14 protein-coding genes are annotated in these 14,482 nt (G+C 73.8%); 9 read left to right on the top strand and 5 right to left on the bottom strand.

What is annotated here, in order from left to right:
• Positions 1-42 precede the first annotated feature (42 nt).
• Positions 43-921: a LysR family transcriptional regulator gene (locus ABEA15_RS12710; RefSeq protein ID WP_345556791.1), complete on the top strand. Its 879-nt coding sequence runs from the start codon at positions 43-45 to the stop codon at positions 919-921.
• Positions 922-1,004: 83 nt separating this feature from the next.
• Here the strand turns inward: ABEA15_RS12710 and ABEA15_RS12705 are convergent, their stop codons facing one another.
• Positions 1,005-1,907 (bottom strand): metallophosphoesterase family protein, encoded by a 903-nt coding sequence (locus ABEA15_RS12705; protein ID WP_345556790.1) that lies wholly within the window; start codon positions 1,905-1,907, stop codon positions 1,005-1,007.
• A gap of 138 nt (positions 1,908-2,045) precedes the next feature.
• Positions 2,046-3,005 carry a helix-turn-helix transcriptional regulator gene (locus tag ABEA15_RS12700; RefSeq protein WP_345556789.1) on the bottom strand — a complete coding sequence of 320 codons (960 nt, stop codon included), beginning with the start codon at positions 3,003-3,005 and terminating at the stop codon, positions 2,046-2,048.
• Between the two features lie 61 nt (positions 3,006-3,066).
• Here ABEA15_RS12700 and ABEA15_RS12695 point away from each other — a divergent pair, with 61 nt between their 5' ends.
• The 4 genes from ABEA15_RS12695 (at position 3,067) to ABEA15_RS12680 (ending at position 5,909) form a co-directional block, all read left to right on the top strand.
• On the top strand, positions 3,067-3,651 hold the full coding sequence (locus tag ABEA15_RS12695; protein ID WP_344141025.1) for a DinB family protein: 585 nt from the start codon (positions 3,067-3,069) through the stop codon (positions 3,649-3,651).
• 1 nt (position 3,652) lies between these two features.
• Positions 3,653-4,090 carry a VOC family protein gene (locus tag ABEA15_RS12690; RefSeq protein WP_345556788.1) on the top strand — a complete coding sequence of 146 codons (438 nt, stop codon included), beginning with the start codon at positions 3,653-3,655 and terminating at the stop codon, positions 4,088-4,090.
• A 372-nt stretch (positions 4,091-4,462) separates the two neighbouring features.
• Positions 4,463-5,401, top strand: a complete 939-nt coding sequence (locus ABEA15_RS12685; protein ID WP_345556787.1) for a helix-turn-helix domain-containing protein — start codon at positions 4,463-4,465, stop codon at positions 5,399-5,401.
• On the top strand, positions 5,313-5,909 hold the full coding sequence (locus ABEA15_RS12680) for a TIGR03086 family metal-binding protein (RefSeq protein ID WP_344141022.1): 597 nt from the start codon (positions 5,313-5,315) through the stop codon (positions 5,907-5,909). Before ABEA15_RS12685 ends, ABEA15_RS12680 begins: the two co-directional genes overlap by 89 nt.
• Before the next feature lie 100 nt (positions 5,910-6,009).
• On the opposite strand, the gene ABEA15_RS12675 is transcribed toward ABEA15_RS12680, so the two are convergent.
• Genes ABEA15_RS12675 through ABEA15_RS12665 form a run of 3 tightly spaced genes read right to left on the bottom strand, consistent with a single transcriptional unit; the run spans position 6,010 to position 8,209 of the window.
• Positions 6,010-6,483 carry a MarR family winged helix-turn-helix transcriptional regulator gene (locus ABEA15_RS12675; protein WP_344141021.1) on the bottom strand — a complete coding sequence of 158 codons (474 nt, stop codon included), beginning with the start codon at positions 6,481-6,483 and terminating at the stop codon, positions 6,010-6,012.
• Between the two features lie 26 nt (positions 6,484-6,509).
• The gene (locus ABEA15_RS12670; protein ID WP_345556786.1) at positions 6,510-7,205 is read right to left on the bottom strand and encodes an alpha/beta hydrolase; all 696 of its coding nucleotides are present in this window, start codon (positions 7,203-7,205) and stop codon (positions 6,510-6,512) included.
• Positions 7,202-8,209, bottom strand: a complete 1,008-nt coding sequence (locus ABEA15_RS12665; protein WP_345556785.1) for a ring-cleaving dioxygenase — start codon at positions 8,207-8,209, stop codon at positions 7,202-7,204. Before ABEA15_RS12665 ends, ABEA15_RS12670 begins: the two co-directional genes overlap by 4 nt.
• Positions 8,210-8,479: 270 nt before the next feature.
• On the opposite strand from ABEA15_RS12665, the gene ABEA15_RS12660 reads away from it, so the two are divergent.
• The 4 genes from ABEA15_RS12660 to ABEA15_RS12645 all read left to right on the top strand — a co-directional run bounded on the left by ABEA15_RS12660 (position 8,480) and on the right by ABEA15_RS12645 (position 14,406).
• Entirely contained in the window at positions 8,480-9,205 is a 726-nt protein-coding gene (locus ABEA15_RS12660) for a response regulator transcription factor (protein ID WP_345556784.1), read from the top strand.
• A 90-nt stretch (positions 9,206-9,295) separates the two neighbouring features.
• Complete coding sequence (locus tag ABEA15_RS12655) at positions 9,296-10,048, top strand: IclR family transcriptional regulator (RefSeq protein WP_344141017.1); 753 nt, start codon at positions 9,296-9,298, stop codon at positions 10,046-10,048.
• A gap of 1,668 nt (positions 10,049-11,716) precedes the next feature.
• Complete coding sequence (locus ABEA15_RS12650) at positions 11,717-12,904, top strand: Ldh family oxidoreductase (protein ID WP_345556783.1); 1,188 nt, start codon at positions 11,717-11,719, stop codon at positions 12,902-12,904.
• Positions 12,905-13,020: 116 nt separating this feature from the next.
• Positions 13,021-14,406 (top strand): MFS transporter, encoded by a 1,386-nt coding sequence (locus ABEA15_RS12645; protein WP_345556782.1) that lies wholly within the window; start codon positions 13,021-13,023, stop codon positions 14,404-14,406.
• The last annotated feature ends 76 nt before the right edge of the window (positions 14,407-14,482 follow it).

Here is a 14,482-nt window from a genome sequence, read left to right as displayed (position 1 = left end):
CGGCTGTGATACTCGCCCGGTATCAGGCGGTAGGCTCCGCACGTGGACGATCTCGAGACCCGCGAGCTGCGGTACTTCGTCGCCGTTGCCGAGGAGCTGCACTTCGCACGCGCCGCCGTTCGGCTGGGGATCGCGCAGCCGCCGCTCTCGCGCGCGATCCGCCGGCTGGAGCAGCGGCTCGGCGTCCGGCTCTTCGACCGGGACCGCCGGGGAGCGGCGCTGACCTACGCCGGCAGCGTGCTGCTCCGCGAGGCCCGAGCGGCCCTCGACGCGGTCGCGGCCGCCGCGCATCGGACGCGGCGTGCCGGGGATCCGACGCGGCGGCTGGTGCTCGTGACCAAGGCCGGAGCGTCCCACGAGCTGCTGCAGCGGCTCCTCGACGCGCTCGCGAGCGATCCCGAAGCGCCATCGGTCGAGGTTCTGCTGTGCGAGGTCGGCGAGCAGGCGCGGCTGCTCCGCGACGGGCGCGCCGACGCGGCCCTCATGCACCGGCCCTTCGACGACCTCGCCGGGTTCGACACCGAGGACCTCTACGTCGAAGGCCAGATCGCGCTCCTTCCCGCGGGGCATCCGCTCGCCTCGCGCGACCGGCTCACCCTGGCCGATGTCCGCGACGTGCCGGACCTGCCGCTGGCTCGCTGGCCCCGGCTCGACGGGTCCTACCCGGAGGGGCCCGGACCGGAGGTGCACACCCAGTCGCAGCTCGCTCAGCTCGTTGCGCTGGGCAGGACGCTGCTGGTCATCCCCGCCTCCAGCCGCGCCTGGCAGTGGCCCGAGCACGTCGCGGTGCCCGTCGCCGACGCGCCGGACGTCACCACGGTGATCGCGTGGCCGCCGAGCAGCCGCTCACCGGAGGTCGCGTCACTCGTCCGCTCAGCGGCCGGGCTCCGCGGCGCCGCGGAGCCCGCGCCCGCGGACTGAGGCCCCCCTCAAGCTCCTGTCGGACCGGCCACCGGGGGATCCGCCCGGCGGGCCGGAGAGCGGGCGCCCGCCGGGACGGGCCGCTAGCCCTCCGCCGGTGCGGGGAACACCTGGTAGAGGCGGTTGTCGGGGACCGGGCGGCGCCGCCACTCGCGCGGGTATCCCACCGAGACCTCCTGGAACCGGACCCCGTCGTGGTAGGTGGTCCGAGGGATGTGCAGGTGGCCGTAGACGACCGCGGCGGCGTCGTACTTGAGGTGCCATCCGGCGGTGTGGACGCTGCCGCACCACTGGGCGAACTCGGGGTAGTAGAGGACGTCGGTGGGTTCGCGCACGAGCGGGTAGTGGTTGACCAGGACGGTGGGACCGTCGACCTCGGCCAGGCGGCGCTCGCTGTACTCCAGCCGGGCCCGGCACCACGCGTCGGGGGAGGGGTAGGGGTCGGGGTGGAGCATGAACTCGTCGGTGCAGACCACGCCGGTGCTGCGGGCGTAGGCCAGCCCGTCCTCCTTGGTGGAGGTGCCGGGCGGGTGGAACGTGTAGTCGTAGAGGGTGAACAGCGGCACCACCGTGACCGGGCCGCCCGCGCCGCGCCACACGGGGAACGGGTCCTCGGGGGTGTGTACGCCCAGGCCCCGGCAGATGTCCACAAGCTGTTCATAGCGCTCGGCGCCGCGCAGCTGCAGCGGGTCGCGCGGGGTGGTCCACAGCTCGTGGTTGCCGGGCACCCACACCACCTCGGCGAACCGCTCGCGCAGCATGCGCAGCGCCTCCTCGACGGCGGCGGGGGTCTCGGCGACGTCCCCGGCGACGATCAGCCAGTCGCCGCCGGTGTAGGGGCGCAGCCCCTCCAGCACCTCGCGGTTGCCGCTGTGGGACACGTGCAGGTCGCTGATGGCGAGCAGGCGCGGCTCGCCCGCGGCTCCGGCGTGGTCGGCGTGTCCGGCGGGCTCGTCGGGCTCGTCGGCGGCGTTCGGTTCGGGCATCGGCCCTCGGCTCTCCCAGGCTCGGTTCGGCTCGTCTGCCGTCATCCGAACAGTCTCGGACATTCTCCGCGAACCCGTGCACCCGGCCCTCAGGCACGCACCCCTGCGGCCGGTCCGCGAGCGGACCGGCCGCAGCGCTCAGCCCGCCCCGGCCATCGCCGCGAGCCGGCGGGCGAGCACGGCGGCGGCCTCGCGCAGCTCAGGCGGGTCCAGGACCTCCGCCTCGAAGCCCAGCCGCGCGACGTGCATGGCGATCGACTCCAGCTCGTCCGCGCCGCCGACGAGCAGGCACCACCCGTCGCCGTCGTCGTCGACGCGCGCGACCTGGGGCGGAACCAGCGCTCGCACCTGGTCGGCCCGGGCGTGGATCCGCACCCGGGCGAGGTACCGGTACGGCGCCCCGGTGACCGACCGCTGCACGTAGGCGACCGGGTCCGGATGCTCCCGCGCACGGAAGCGCCACGTGGTCGCCGCCACCTCGCGCATCCGGTCCAGCCGGAAGGTGCGCCAGTCGTCGCGGTCGGGGTCCCAGGCCATGAGGTACCAGCGGCGGCCGGTGGTGACCATCCGCACCGGTTCGACCGTGCGCTCGCTCTCCTGGCCGTCGCGGCCGACGTAGCCGAACCGCACCCGCACGGCGTCGCGGCAGGCGCGCGCGAGTGTCACCAGCACCTCCGCGTCGACCTCGACGCCGGGGCCGACAAGGATCTCGGTGGCGCCGTGCACCGCCCGCACCTCGGCGCGCAGCCGGGGCGGCATCACCTGGTCGAGCTTCGCGAGCGCCCGCAGCGCCGCCTCGCTCGCTCCGGCGACCGTGCCGCCCGACGCCAGCCGCAGGGAGACCGCCGTCGCGGTCGCCTCCTCGTCGTCGAAGAGCAGCGGCGGCAGCCGGGTGCCCGCGCCGAGCTGGTAGCCGCCGCCGACGCCCGGCGCCGCCTGCACGGGGTAGCCGAGCGCGCGCAGGCGCTCCACGTCGCGGCGCACCGAGCGGTCGGTGACCCCCAGCTCGGCCGCGATCTCGGCAGCGGTCCAGGACGGCCGCCGCTGGAGCAGCGCCAGCAGCCGCAGCACGCGTTCGGTCGTCGCTTCGACGGTCATAGGCGCATCGTTCCACAGATCACGGAACGACCCTGTCCGCTATTGGGAGGAGGCTGGAGCCATGACCGATCACACATGGAACAGCCTGCTGAGAGAGCAGCTCGACTGGCACTGGAGCAACCAGCTCCGCGGGCGCCTCGACGGGCTCACCGACGACGAGTACTTCTGGGAGCCGGCGCAGGACTGCTGGAACGTGCGCCCGCGCGGGACCGGCACGGCACCGGTGCAGGGCGGGTCCGGCGCGATGACCATCGACTTCGCGTTTCCCGAGCCCGACCCGGCGCCGCTCACGACGATCGCCTGGCGGCTCGGGCACGTGATCGTGGGCGTGCTGGCGATGCGCAACGCCTCCCACTTCGGCCGCGCGCCCGTCGACTACTGGTCGTTCGAGTACGCCGAGACGGCGACCGCGGCGCTGGCCCAGCTCGACGCGGAGTACACCGCGTGGCAGGCCGGGGTCGAGTCGCTCGGGGAAAGCGGCCTCGCCCGCCCGTGCGGCGAGGCGGAAGGGGAGTACGCGGAACACTCCATGGCGGAGCTGGTCGCGCACATCAACCGCGAAGTGATCCACCACATGGCGGAGGTGTGCCTGCTCCGCGACCTGTACCTGCACACCCGCCGACACACACGGCAGGAGGCGAGCTGACATGGCCCGCGACATCCAGATCACGCTCGACTGCGCCGACCCCGCCGCACTGGCGGGCTTCTGGTGCGAGGCCCTGGGATACAAGGTGCAGGACCCGCCCGCGGGCTTCGCGACGTGGGAGCAGGCGCTGGAGGCGATGGGCGTGCCGCCGGAGAGGCGCAACGACGCCTCGGCGGTGGTCGACCCCGCGGGCTCGGGGCCGCGGCTGTTCTTCCAGCGGGTGCCGGAGGGCAAGCAGGTCAAGAACCGGGTGCACCTCGACGTGCGAGCCGCACCCGGGCTCGACGGCGACGCGCGGATGGCGGCCCTGGAGGCCGAGGCCGAGCGGCTCGCCTCGCACGGCGCCGCACGGATCAGGCGCGAGGAGCCCGCACCGCCGCTCGGGGCCGGCCACATCGTGATGGCCGACCCCGAGGGCAACGAGTTCTGCCTCGACTGACGCGGATGCGCGGCGGTACCGGCGACCGGTACCGGGCTCCGCCGCGCACCGCGCCGGCTACCGGGCTCCGCGCCGCCGTGCGATCGGACGCCCCGACGGCCAGGGCGCGGTCGTGGGAACCTCCAAGGCCGACAACGGCGCGATCCGACGGGCAACCCGTGAACGTCGCCGGTCACAGCACTGTCGCCGGTCACAGCACTAGAGTGGGCTGCGGGGCCCGGGGAGCACGCCCGTTCGCCGTGGGGCTGCGCGCCGATAGGAGACCGCCGGACGTCCGGGCGGCCGATCGCCCGGGCCCCGCTGAAACCGGCGCACGGCCGCGGTCCCGCACGCGCGCGACCGTCGCCTCCGCCGCCGGACCGGAGGGGAGCCATGACCTGGTACACGCCCGAGCCCGTAGCGGCGGACCTGGCCGACGACCTCGTGCTGAGCTGGACCGCGCGCATCGAGGGCCGCCACCGCCTGGTGCCCGACGGGTGCGTGGACGTGCTGTGGATCGACGGGGGCCGCCTCGTCGTGTGCGGTCCCGAGACCACCGGATGGACGTTCTCCCTGCCGCCCGGCACCGCCGCGGTGGGCGTCCGCTTCCGCCCGGGCCGCGTCGGCGCCGTGCTGGGGCTGGACACCGCCGCCGCCCGCGAGCGCCGCATCCCGATCGAGGACGTCCTGGGCTCGGCCCGCCGGCGCCGACTGCTCGAACAACTCGACGAGGCCGGCGGCGACCGTGAGCGCGTCGCCGTGCTGGAGGACCTGGTCCGCAGCAGCCGGCGGGACATCCCGCCCGCAGACCCGGTCGTCACCGCGGTCGCGGGCATGCTCACCGCCGACCCCTCCACACCGGTTGCCGCGCTCGCCGCCGAGACCGGGCTGAGCGAACGCCAGCTCCACCGGCGCAGCACGGCGGCGTTCGGCTACGGGCCCTCGGTCCTGCGCCGCATCCTGCGCCTTCAGCGGTTCCTGCGCCTGGCGCGCCACCCGGCCGCGCCCGCCGACCTCGCCGGCCTCGCGCACACCGCCGGGTTCACCGACCAGTCGCACCTGTACCGCGAGTGCCGCGACCTCGGCGGAGCCCCACCGCACGAACTCGTCGGCCGCCCACCGCGCCGGTCCGGCGGGCACAGCGGCGCGCGGCCCGCCGCCGCGCTGGGCGCCGGGATCGTCCCCGCCGCGGTGTCCGATCCGTACACGACCGCGGGCGCCGGGCCCCAGCAGAATCGTCGCCATGGACACCGCGAACACGGCGACGAACGCCGATACACCCCAGCCCGACACCGCGGAGACCGCCGAGCGCTACCGCGAACGGTCCGCTGAGTTCACCCGGCGGGTCGAGGGCGTGCCCGAAGGCCGCTGGGAGTCCCCGACGCCGTGCGCCGGATGGACGGCGCGCGACCTGCTGCGCCACATGATCGACAACCACACGAACATGCCGGGCCACGTGGGGATCGCGATCGACCTGCGGATCCGGGTCGAGGACGACCCGGTCGCCGCCTGGCACGAAGCGCGCACGGCCCTGCAGGAGGTCCTCGACGACCCGGAGCAGGCGGCCACGGAGTTCGACGGCTACTTCGGCCGCACCAGCCTGGCGCGGACGATCGACGACTTCCTCGGCTTCGACCTGGTCGTGCACGCCTGGGACCTCGCCCGCGCCACCGGGCAGGACGAGACCCTGCCCGCCGCCGAGGTCGCCCGCGTCTTCGAAAGCGCGCGCCAGTTGGGCGAGACCCTGCGTATGGAGGGAGTCTGCGGTCCCGAGGTCAGCGTGCCCGAGTCCGCGTCCGAGCAGGACCGGATGCTGGCCTACCTGGGCCGCCGCCCCTGATCCGGGCGCTCGGTCGGGCCGCGCGCGCCGGGCGTGCGCGCGGCCGGGTCCCCCCGGGGTGCGGCCCCCGGGGTCTGCGGGAGGGGCGGGCAGCCTCTCGTCAGCCTCCGGCGCCGTCTCCGGGCTCCAGGAGCCGCATGACGGCGCCGAGCTGGCGCACCTGCTCACGCGTGAGGCGGTCGAAGACGCGCTCGCGCACCCGTGTGACGTGCCCGCCGGCGGCCTCGCGCAGCACCTTCAGCCCCTGGTCGGTGAGGATCGCCCAGAAGCCGCGGCGGTCCTCCTCGCAGGGCTCGCGGCGCACGTAGCCGGCGCGCTCCAGCCGTGTGATCTGGTGGGACAGGCGGCTCTTGGACACGATGACGCTGTCGGCCAGGACCCGCATCCGCATCCGCATGCCGGGCGCCTCCGACAAGGCGACGAGGATCCCGAACTCGACGAGGCTGACCCCGCTGCGCGCCTGCAGATCGCGGTCGAGCTCCTCCTCGATGCGGGACTGCGCTCGGAGCAGCGAGCGCCAGACGGACTGCTCCTCGGCGTCGAGCCAGCGCACGCCCTCCTCCCCTGCGGTCATGGGCGCCATCGTACTCACGCCCGCCCTTACCCGGCCCCGCCGTCGGCTCCGGCGGCCGGCGGCCCGTCCGCCGGAGCCGGCGCCGAACCGGCGAGACCGCTCTCGGCCAGCCATCGGCGTGCGGCGTCGAGCACGGGCACCGGCAGCTCGTGGCCGCCGCGGTGCTCGTGCAGCGTGACCGCGGCGCCGCGCTCGCGCAGCTGGCCGGTGAGCAGCCGCGCCTCCTCGATGGTGGTCATCGGGTCGATGCGGCCCGCGCCCAGGAACACCGGGGTCCCCGACAGGTCGGCCATCGGGGGTTCGCGGTCCTGCAGCGGCGCCGCGGCGGCGAACAGGGCGGCGCCCGCCAACGCGCCGGGGTGCAGCAGCAGGGTGGCCGCGGCGATGTTGGCGCCGTTGGAGAAGCCCGCCGCGACGACCCCGCGCGGGTCGAGTCCGTACTCGGCGACGGCGGACTCCACGAAACCGGTCAGCTCGCCGGAGCGCGCGATGACGTCCTCGGTGTCGTAGACGCCCTCGCGCAGGCGACGGAACCAGCGGTTGAGGCCGTTCTCGCTGACCTTGCCGCGGGGCGACAGCAGGGCCGCCCCCGGTGCCAGGGCGCGGCCCAGGCCGAGGAGGTCGTGCTCGTCGGCGCCGGTGCCGTGCAGCAGGAGCAGCGTCGGCCGCCCCGGCTCCTCGGCGGGCACGTAGACGTGGTGGAAGTCGGCGGCCGCGCTCATCGGGCGGCCTCGTCGCCGCTCGCGGCGCCGGCGGCCGACGTGGCGGAGTCCTCGTGCTCGCCGACGACCAGCTCCGGCAGGTGCCGCTCGATCTCGTCGCGCTGCGGCTCCAGCCACGGCGGCAGCTTCAGCCTGCGGCCCAGCTGCAGCAGGGGCTCGTCGTAGTCGAAGCCGGGGCCGTCGGTGGCGATCTCCAGCAGGACGCCGCCGGGCTCGCGGAAGTAGATCGAGGTGAAGTAGGAGCGGTCGCGGATCTCGGTGACGCCCACGCCGTCGCCGGCCAGGCTCTGCTGCCAGCGGACCTGGGTGGGCTGGTCGGGGGCGCGGTAGGCGACGTGGTGCACGGTGCCGGCGGCCACCAGGCCGTTGCGGGCGCCGCGGTCGGCCAGGACGTCCACGACGGTGCCGACCCCCTGGCCGGCCTCGCTGGTGTGGAAGCGGTAGCGGCCGCCCAGCTCGGCGGCGAGCTCGAAGCCGAGCTTGCCGTTGAGCATGCCGGCGGTGGCGTCGAGGTCGTGCTCGGTCAGGGTGACCCCGCGGATGCCGCGGACGGCGTGCTCGACCGGGATTCCCGCGCCGTCCCAGGGGTCGGTGTCGTGGAAGTCGGCGCCGGCGACCAGTTCGATGACGAGGCCGTCGGGGTCGCGCAGGCTCAGCACGTCCTCGCCGAGCCGCTCGGCGGGCCGGCTGGTCTCGATGTCGAGGGATGCGAGGTGGCGCTGCCACCAGCCCAGCGACCCCTCGGGCACCGAGAAGGACGTGGTGGTGGCCTGGCCGGCGCCCAGGCGCCCCTTCGGCGCGTCGGGCCAGGGGAAGAAGGTCAGGATCGTGCCGGGGTTGCCCGCGCGGTCGCCGTAGTACAGGTGGTAGGTGTCGGGCGCGTCGAAGTTGACGGTCTTCTTGACCAGCCGCATGCCCAGCGCGTTCAGATAAAAGTCGGCGTTGGCCTGCGGGTCGCTGGCAATGGCGGTGACGTGGTGCAGCCCCGCCGGTCGCACGTCCATGGTCGGCCCCCTCCGGTTTGGTTGTCCTTTGGACTACATCCCCGAAAACAGTTGAATCTTAAACCATATTCCGCGGGTGAGTCCAGAGGACGCGGGGTGAGGGGGGAGTGAGGAGCCGGTCAGGCGGGTCGGCGGCCGCGGAGTAAGGAGCCGGTCAGACGGGTCGGTGGCCGCGGGGTGGGCACAACCGGTCCAGTCGACGCGCAAGGGGGCGGGTTAAGGGGGCGGGTTCTCGCACGGCGTCCCGCGCCGTCGCCCTAGGCTGGCGGTATGACGGTCCCCGCTGACTCGGACGCCGCGAAGATCCGCGTGCTGATCGTCGATGACGACCCGCTGCTGCGCGCCGGGCTGAGGATGATGCTCGGCGGCGCGCCCGACCTGGAGGTCGTGGGAGAGGCGGGGGACGGCGCCGCCGTCGCGGAGATGGTCGCCGGCCTGCGGCCCGACGTCGTGCTGATGGACATCCGGATGCCGGCGGTGGACGGGCTCGCGGCCACCGAGGTGCTGCGCGCCCGGCCCGCCGCGCCCGAGGTCGTCGTCCTCACCACCTTCGACGCCGACGAGCACGTGCTGCGTGCGCTGGGAGCGGGCGCAGCCGGGTTCGTGCTCAAGGACACGCCGCCCTCCGAGATCGTCGAGGCGGTGCGCCGGGTGTCCCAGGGGCAGCCGGTGCTGTCGTCGTCGGTGATCCGCCGCCTGATCACGCACGCCACCGGCGACGACGGGCGCGGTCGGCGCCGGGAGCGGGCGCGCGAGCGGCTGCGCTCACTCAACGAGCGCGAACACGAGGTCGCCGTGGCCGTCGCCGAGGGCCGCTCCAACGCCGAGATCGGCGCGTCCCTGCACCTGAGCGTGCCCACGGTCAAGACCCACGTCTCCCGCATCCTGGCCAAGCTCGACCTGAACAACCGCGTGCAGGTCGCGCTGCTGGTCCATGATGCGGGCCTGATCCCCGAGCACGACGACGCGGAACCCGGGGGCGACGGCACCCGCTAAGCGCTCCCGGCACCGCCGGCCCGCCGGCGGTGCGGCAGTGCGGCGGCGGTGCGGTCGGTGGCGGTTGCCGGGTGTGCGGATAATCGGGGTATGCAGGGGCGTGAGAAGGAGACGGTGACGGATCGGACGCTGGACGTCCTGGAGGCGCTGGCGCACACGTCGCGGCTGGCCGACATCGCAGCGGCCACGGAGCTGCCCAAGCCCACGGTGCACCGGATCCTGCAGCGGATGGTGGCGCGCGACTTCGTGCGCACCGACGGCCAGGGCCACTACACGGGCGGGCCGCGCGTTCTCTCGCTGGCCGGGCGCTACATGCGCCGGCTCGACCTGCCCCAGCACGCTTACCCCGTGCTCTCGCGCCTCCAGCAGAGCACCGAGTGGACGGTGCACCTGGCGTTGCTGACCGGGGACGAGGCCGTCTACGCCGCCAAGCTGGAGGGCACCAAGCCCTACCACTTGGCCTCGCGGGTGGGCATGCAGCTGTGGCTGCACAGTACGTCGGTCGGCAAGGCGATGCTGGCGCACATGCCCGACGACCGCGTGCATGCGCTGCTTCAGCGCGCCGGCATGCCCCGCCGCACACCCGACACCATCTGCGACGAGGACAGCCTCCTCGCCGAGTTGGAGGCAGTGCGCGCGCGGGGCTACGCGGAGGACCGCGAGGAGAACGAGACCGGCGTGCGCGCCGTCGGCGCGGCGATCACCGACTACACGGGAGAGGTCGTGGGCGGCGTGAGCGCCGCGGCGCTGGTGCACGTGCCCACAGAGGGCACCGCCGCCTGGCGCGGCGACCAGGTCGCCGCAGCGGCCCGCGAGATCTCCGCCCTCCTGGGTACGCCTTGACCGCCACCGCCACCGCCACCGCCGATCGCGCCCGTGACGGGGGCGGGGAGGGTGGTGGGTGGTTGGGTCTGCTGTGATCGGTTCGAGTGATTGCCGGTTGCGCACGCGACGATGGCAGCAAGGGCGGCGGGTGGTTGGGCCTGCGCCTATCGGTTCGGGCGCTCGCCGGTTGCGCGCCAGACGCCGGCGGCGAGGGTGGTGTGTGGTTGGGCCTGCGGTCATCGGTTCGGGTGCTCGCCGGTGGCCGACGCAACGAGGGCAGCGAGGTCGCAGATGGCGGGACCCGCGATCGCCGGCTCGGGTGCTCGCGGGTTGCGCGCCCGACGGGGGCAGCGAGGGTGGTGTGTGGTTGGGCCTGCGGTGATCGGTTCGGGTGCTCGCCGGTGGCCGACGCGACGAGGGCAGCAAGGGCGGTGGGGGTGCGCCCGCGATCACCGGTTCGGGTGCTCGCCGGTGGCGCACGCGACGATGGCGGCGAGGGTGATGGGTGGCTCAGCTCGCGATCGCCGGTAGACGTCGGCAGCGAGGTCGCAGATGGCGGGACCCGCGATCACCGGTTCGGGTGCTCGCTGATTGCGCGCCCGACGTCGGCAGCGAGGGCGGTGGGTGGTTGGGGGCCCGCGGTGATCGGTTCGGGCGCTCGCCGGTGGCCGACGTAACGCGGGCAGCACGGGCGGGAGGGGGCGAGGCGGCGATCAGATGCTGCCGCCGGCGCCGGTGCGGAACCCGCCGGTGCGGCGGGGCGGCCGATCCCTTGATGTGGGCCACACGGGTGCGACAAAGCGGGCATTAGGGAGCGGCGCTTCGATCTGCCGTGCGACGAGACTGCCCTGATGCACTCCGCGGCCTTCTGGCACACCGCAGCACGCCTTCACCCGAGAGGATTTCCGCCGGATTGCCCGGTTTGCACCCCGCTTGGGGAGGTCCGCGGCGTCGCCGAGAGCGACGAACCCCGCCGGATGCAGCCCTGAGGGCCCCAAAGTGCGGTTTTCGGCGGTCTCGTCGCCGTGTGGGCCTGCATGCCAGCCTGGAACCGGGATGAATAGGACAAGACGCCGCACAAATTTCCGAATTGCGGAATCCAAGCCGAGTGGCGGTGCAGCCCGCTGGTTCGAGCGGGCATCGCGTACCCGCGGGACCACCCCCGCCCCGTATATCCGAAATGTCCACTCCAGTCGGCCCAGAGCTCTCGCCCGCGGCCCGTCGCCGCGCGAGCCACCGGCGGTCGCCCGGACCGGTGGTCGCGGGCCGAACCACTCGCCGCCCTCGCCGCCCACGTCGGACGCGCAACCGGCGAGCACCCGAACCGATCCCTGCGGGCCCAACCCCCCACCGCCGTTGCTGCCCTCGTCGTGTGCTCGGGTCGTGGGCCCACCCGCCGCTTTTGCTGCCGTCGTTGCAAGAGCCACCGGCGGGCACCCGCACCGGTAATTGCGGGCCTAGCCACCCACCGCCCTCGCCGCCTACGTCGCACGCGCAACCGGCGAGCACCCGAACCGATCTCCGCGGGTCCAACGCCCCACCCCTCCACCGCCGGTGCCGATGTAATGGCGTGTGACCCCCTTCACATCTCGTCACACCTATGCGAATATGCGTGGAACGCAGTGGAACGCCGTTTCATTCAATGAAACGGAAGGACGCAGAGCCTCTCGAAGGGACGGAAAGCCTGTGCACAGCGGGGGAGACCGGCCGAGCGCGGCCGACTGGATGGACGCCGGTGTCGGAGCCGGCTCGGGCGGCGCCGACGAGGGGCCGACGCGCATCGTGTCTTCGGGCGAGCTGACCGAACTCGCCGAGGCCGCGCTCCTGAACATGGGCGCACCGCGCGGCACCGCGCTTGCGGTGGCGGCGTCCCTCGTCGACTCCAACCTGGTCGGCCACGACTCCCACGGTGTCCGGCGGCTGCCCATCTACGCCCGCGCGGTGGACCTGGGGCGGATCGAGCCCGGCGCCGTCCCCGAGGTCGAGCCCACCGACGGCGCGGTGCTGACCGTCCGCGGACACCGCGCGTTCGGGCAGGTCGCCGCGGCCGCCGCCGTTCGGGCGCTGAACGGTGTCGTCGAGGGCCACGGAATCGGCATCGCCGCAGTCCGCGACTGCAACCACATCGGCCGGCTCGGCGAGTACGTCGAGTCCCTTGCCGAGTCCGGCTACATCGGCATCGCGCTGTGCAACGTCGACCCCACGGTGGCCCCGTTCGGCGGGCGTGAGCGCAGGCTCGGCACCAACCCGCTGGCCTGGGCGCTGCCCTGCGGCCCGGCCGACGACGGTGCAGGGGAGGGGACCGTGGTGATGGACTGGGCCACATCCGCCGTCGCGGAGGGCAAGCTCGCCATGGCCCGCGCCCGCGGCGAGCGCGCGCCCGAAGGCGTGCTGATGGACTCCGCCGGGCGCGTCTCCACTCAGCCCGCCGACTTCTACCAGGGCGGTGCCCTGCTGCCCTTCGCGGGGCACAAGGGCTACGGCCTCAGCGTGATGATCGAGGCGGTCGGCGGCCTGCTCTCCGGCGGCGGGATCTCCTGCCTGCCCGGCTACAGCGGCGACAACGGCACGGTCCTCGTCGGCATCGACCCGGCGCGGTTCATGCCCGCCGACGCCTTCCGCGCCCAGGTCGAGGACTTCTGCGCCGAGCTGCGCAGCACACCCGCGGCCGAAGGCGCCGACGAGGTGCTCGTGCCCGGCGACGTCGAACGGCGCGCCCGCGCCGAGCGGACCGAGAACGGCATCCCCGTCCCCTCCTCGGTATGGGAGGAGCTGAACGCCTTGGTGCCCGACCGCTCCGGCGGACACCGGACCTCCGATCCGCGGGCGGGCGGCGGTCCCGTCGCCGACCCGCCCGCGCAGTCACCACGGTGAATCACCGGCCGACCGGGCCGCACCCGGTCGGCCCGCCGCGCCCCGCGGGGCGCCCCCGGTCGGCGAACGCCGACCCCGGCCACGACCGAATACGGGGGAGAGACGGAGTAACCGCCATGACCGACCAGGACGGGGCGAGGACCCCGGACAACATCCCCGCGACGTCACCCGAGCACATGCGGCGCGTCGTCCTCGCGTCTCTCGTGGGCACGGCGCTCGAGTGGTACGACTTCTTCATCTACGGCACAGCCGCCGCCCTCGTCTTCAACGCGCTGTTCTTCACCGACGCCGACCCGGCCGTCGGCACGCTCGTCGCCTTCGCCAGCTTCGGCGTGGGCTTCGTCTTCCGGCCGCTGGGCGGGTTCGTCTTCGGCCACATCGGCGACGTGCTCGGTCGGCGCACGACCCTGGTCATCACCACTCTGGTGATGGGCCTGTCCACCGGCATCATCGGGCTGCTGCCCACCTACCCCCAGATCGGGCTGTGGGCTCCGGTGCTGCTGACCTTGCTGCGCATCTGCCAGGGACTGGGCGCCGGCGCGGAGTTCGGGGGCGCCTCCACGCTGCTGTCCGAGCACGCCCCTGCCGGAAGGCGCGGGTTCTTCGGCTCGTTCGCGCAGACCGGCGTGCAGATCGGCCTGGTACTGGGCACCGTGGTCTTTTTGATCGTGGGCTTCCTGCCGGACGACGCGCTGATGTCGTGGGGCTGGCGGGTGCCGTTCCTGCTCAGCTTCCTGCTGATCGGGGTGTCGCTGTACCTTCGGCTGCGCGTGGCCGAGTCGCCGGTCTTCCTGCGGGCGGTGCAGAAGCGCACCACCGTCAAGGTCCCGATCGTGCAGGCGCTGCGCAATTACCCCGGCAGCTTCCTGGTCGGCATCGGCGCGCACATCTGCGACACAGCGGTCGTCTACATCTTCGCGACGTTCAGCGTCTCCTACCTCACCACCCAGCTGGACCAGCCGCGCTGGGTGGCGCTGACCGGCGTCATCGCGTTCGGAATCGCCGTCATCCTGCTGCAGCCGGTCTTCGGCGCACTGTCGGACCGCATCGGGCGGCGGCCGCTGAACATCTTCAGCGTCCTGTTCACCGCCGCGTTCGCCTATCCGTTCTTCCTGATGCTCAACACCGGCGAGCCCGTGGTGATCTGGTCGGCACTGCTCATCGCGACCACTCTGGGCGTGGCACCTATGATCGCGGTGCAGCCGGCGTTCTACGCCGAGCTGTTCGGCGCCGGAGTGCGCTACACCGGCTTCGCCGCCTCCCGCGAGATCGGTGCGGCCATCGCCGGGTTCTCACCGGTCGCGGCGACCGCGCTGCTCGCCCGTTCCGGCGGCGACCCGTGGCTGGTGGCGCTGCTGATGATCGGCGCGGCGGCGGTGTCGCTGGTCGCGTTCATCTTCTCCCGCGAGACCCGGGAGATCGACATCGCCGCCTTCGAGACCGACCAAACGAGCATCGTCTCGGCCTCCTGGCGCAGCGACCGGCAACCGTCGGCCGAGTAGCGGGCGCGGGTAGCGGGGCGCCGGGGAGCGGCCGGGCGGGGTGCCCGGCCGCTCCCCACGGACGAATCGTTGATGC

Origin of the sequence: Streptomonospora halophila, from assembly GCF_039542725.1 — a bacterium.
Taxonomy (GTDB): Bacteria; Actinomycetota; Actinomycetes; order Streptosporangiales; family Streptosporangiaceae; genus Streptomonospora; species Streptomonospora halophila.
Note: the sequence above shows the minus strand (reverse complement) of the source record. Positions and strands in the feature narration are given on the sequence as shown.